This window comes from Micromonospora sp. MH33 (assembly GCF_003013775.1).
In the GTDB taxonomy this organism is placed as follows: domain Bacteria; phylum Actinomycetota; class Actinomycetes; order Mycobacteriales; family Micromonosporaceae; genus Micromonospora; species Micromonospora fulviviridis.
In genome coordinates, this window is sequence record NZ_MUYZ01000499.1 from 1 (window position 1) to 2,972 (window position 2,972).

Annotated in this window: 3 protein-coding genes; all 3 read right to left on the minus strand. The window is 72.3% G+C overall.

Annotated elements, in window-relative coordinates; all coding sequences use genetic code 11:
- Positions 1-157 precede the first annotated feature (157 nt).
- The 3 genes from B0E53_RS34980 to B0E53_RS39920 all read right to left on the minus strand — a co-directional run bounded on the left by B0E53_RS34980 (position 158) and on the right by B0E53_RS39920 (position 2,715).
- A complete protein-coding gene (locus tag B0E53_RS34980; RefSeq protein ID WP_281492936.1) occupies positions 158-1,189 on the minus strand; it encodes a C40 family peptidase in 1,032 nt (343 codons plus the stop codon).
- 71 nt (positions 1,190-1,260) lie between these two features.
- Positions 1,261-1,788, minus strand: a complete 528-nt coding sequence (locus B0E53_RS34985; RefSeq protein ID WP_210406338.1) for a hypothetical protein — start codon at positions 1,786-1,788, stop codon at positions 1,261-1,263.
- An 84-nt stretch (positions 1,789-1,872) separates the two neighbouring features.
- A complete protein-coding gene (locus tag B0E53_RS39920) occupies positions 1,873-2,715 on the minus strand; it encodes a hypothetical protein (protein ID WP_246835760.1) in 843 nt (280 codons plus the stop codon).
- Between the last annotated feature and the right edge of the window lie 257 nt (positions 2,716-2,972).

Here is a 2,972-nt window from a genome sequence, read left to right on the forward strand (position 1 = left end):
GTCCTCGGGCCGGGTCCCCGGCTGTTTCCTGCTGCTGATGTGGTCCGTGTCGGTCACGGTGATGTCCTCTCCGAAGGAACGGGGGATCCGCAGCAGCCGGCGCCCAGAGAGCCGCCCCGACTGACGGGATCCGTGAACGGTGTGTGGATGCGGTGGTTCAGCCGATGACGCGGCGGGCGGCGGCGAGGTGCGCGGCCCACGTGGACAGGCGGCTGATCTTGACGACGTCGCCGCTGTGCGGGGCCTGCACGATCAGCCCCTGGCCGAGGTAGAGGCCCACGTGCCCTGGCTTGGCGGTGGTGCCGCGGCTGCCAGGAATGAACAGCAGGTCCCCCGGCCGCAGGTCCCGGTAGTCGGTGACTGGCTGGCCGGCGTCAATCTGGTCGCTGGTGGTTCGGGGCATGCTGATGCCGGCGGCCCGGTAGGCCTGCTGTATCAGCGATGAGCAGTCGCATTGGCGGGCGGGGATGCCGGAGTGTGGTGCGGTGCAGTCCCCGCCGAAGGTGTACGGGCTGCCGAGTTGCGCCAGGGCCCAGCCGATCGCCGTTACGACCGCGCTCGGCGTGCCCGCTGGCAGGGTGAATCCCGCCGGCATCGGCACCTGCTCGCTGCCGGCCTGGCCGTCACCTGCGTCGAACAGGCACAGCGGGTTGCTCATCGCCTGCTCCAGATCCCCTCCGGCAGGCCCGGCGGGGGTGCCGCCGGTCAGGACGCGGACCAGGGCGATCGCGTCGTCCTCCCATTTCGCGTAGGCGCCGGGGTAGGCGGAGCGCTGTACCGCTTGGGCGGCGTCGGTCAGCGGCATGGCCTGCCAACCGTCGACGGCCAGCAACGCCCGGTAGAACCTGCCGGCCGCGTAGCGCGGGTCCTGGAGTTGAGCGGGTGTGCCCCAGCCTTGGGACGGCCGTTGCTGGAACAGCCCCACCGAGTCGCGGTCCCCGCCGGGGAGGTTGCGCAGGGTGGACTCCTGCATGGCGGTGGCCAGGGCGACGACCCAACCTCGGGGCGGGACCGTGAGCTCGACGCCGGCGGACACGATCACCGCGGCGTTGGTGACCTGCTCGCCGGTCCAGCCCTCCACGGCGGCGGCGGGTGGCGACACGGTGACGGCGGGCAGCAACGGCTGCCGGCCTGGGCCGACGGTGCCGTTGCACGCGGCCGAGGCGGTGCCACCGCCGGTGAACAGCATCCCCACTCCGCCTGCGCACAGCATCAGCACGGCGAGCAAGCCGGCGGCGATTGCGGCGAGACCGCGCCCGCTCACCGCAGGACCGCCACTGCCTGCGAGGCGTGGCGGGCTGCCGGGGAGCGGCTCGCGGGGGTGCGGGTGGCAGCCGGTGACGGGGGCAGGCAGTCGGCGAGCCGGTAGCGGGCCAGGTGCTGCCCGTCGTCGGTGTGCACGGCGACCGTGGCGGTGAGCGGGTCTATGAGGTAGATCCATTCCGCGTCGAGGTGCCGGGCGTGGGACAGCGGGAACACGGTGACCGGTTCCGGCGCGTCGATGGCATCGTCGGTGGTGCTGGCGAGGGTCATGCCGACGCCGGGCACCGGGCGCTGCCCGGCGAACCCGGATTCGGTGGCGGCGGTGATGGCCGGGTCGAGGTACTCCCAGTCGGAGGCGAGGAGCGCGGTATTCAGCGCGTGGGCGTCGCGGCGGGCGTGGCCGACCCAGATCGCGGCGAGGGTGGGCACGACGACGCCCGGGTGCCCGTCGAGGAGCACGAACCGGGCGAACACGAGGTGCGGGTTCCCAGGATCGGTGGTGCCGACGAAACAGTGGGTGCTCACGGGGGCAGATCTCCTTCACAGCAGATGCGGGAATGGGAGGGATTGAGGTGCGCGGACCGGTGGTCGAGACGCTGGGCGGAACGGTCACGGCTCGTCCTGCTGCGGGGGTGCCGGCCAAGGAGCGGGCTTGGCGCGCCAGCCGAAGATCGGGTCGCTGGTCTCGACGGATCCGCAGCGGCTGCAGCGGATGTAGGTGTCGTCGCCGTAGCCGGCCATGGACGGCATCTCGTCCTGGACGACCTCGTCGACGGCCCCGCACACCTGGCAGCGCAGCGACGTCCCGCCGGGCCCCCACGTAATGAAGATCGGCTCCTCGTCGGTGCCGTCAGGTCGCCGCATCGGCCCGGTCCTCCCATGCGCCGCGCGGCCGCTGCTGCTGGCCTTCTGGGTGGTGGCGGTGATGAGGGCGGTCAGCCCTGGGTAGGTGGCGGGGATGTCGCCCGGGTCGGGGGTGTCGTCGATGAGCAGCAGCGGCTGGTCATCGCCACGCGGGTGGCTGAGCTGGTAAAGGCGGCCGTCGGTGTCGACGGCGTCGATCCGGCGGGCCTGCCGTGGCGCGTCGCCAATGGTGAGGATGTCGTCGTAGCAGGTGGCCCAGGCCAGCAGCCCCGCATCGGGTTCGGTCGCCCGGATCAGGCGGACGATCGTGTCGAGGGTGGCCCGGCAGGGCGTTGCCACCTCAGGCGGGCGCAAGCCTGCGGCGAGGCGGTGCAACAGGTCGGGCAAGCCAGCGGGGTCGGTGAGCAGGTCCTCGCGGCACAGCGGGAACTCCACGCTGCGCAAAGCGTGCGCGGGCGAGGCCGTGTGGAGGGGGCGGGTGTGGATGAGCAGCAGCGTCGGCGGCTGGCCCCAGCCCAGATGCTCGGCGTCGACGTCGGTCGCCAGGAGGCAACCGGCCAGGGCGTGGACAGCGGTGAAGGACAGCACAGGGGTCTCCCTTGTCAGGGCGGAAAAAGGGGGAGGGCCCCGCAACCGGGTGGTTGCGGGGCCCTCAAGGCGTCAGACCTGTCAGTGGTGGTGGCGATCGCGGCTGCGTCCCACTGGGGCGGCCAAGGGATAGTGGCCGTGCACACCGGCACCGGAACGCTTCGCGTGGTACATCGCCGCGTCCGCCTCGGCCAGCAGCTGACCGGGACTGGCGGACAGGAAGGCGGGGTTGTGGGTGTAGCCGACGGAGCCGCTGA

Bases quoted from the DNA above. Each gene is read 5' to 3' on its own strand.
- B0E53_RS34980 (WP_281492936.1), bottom strand. From the start codon at position 1,189: ATGCTGTTCACCGGCGGTGGCACCGCCTCGGCCGCGTGCAACGGCACC.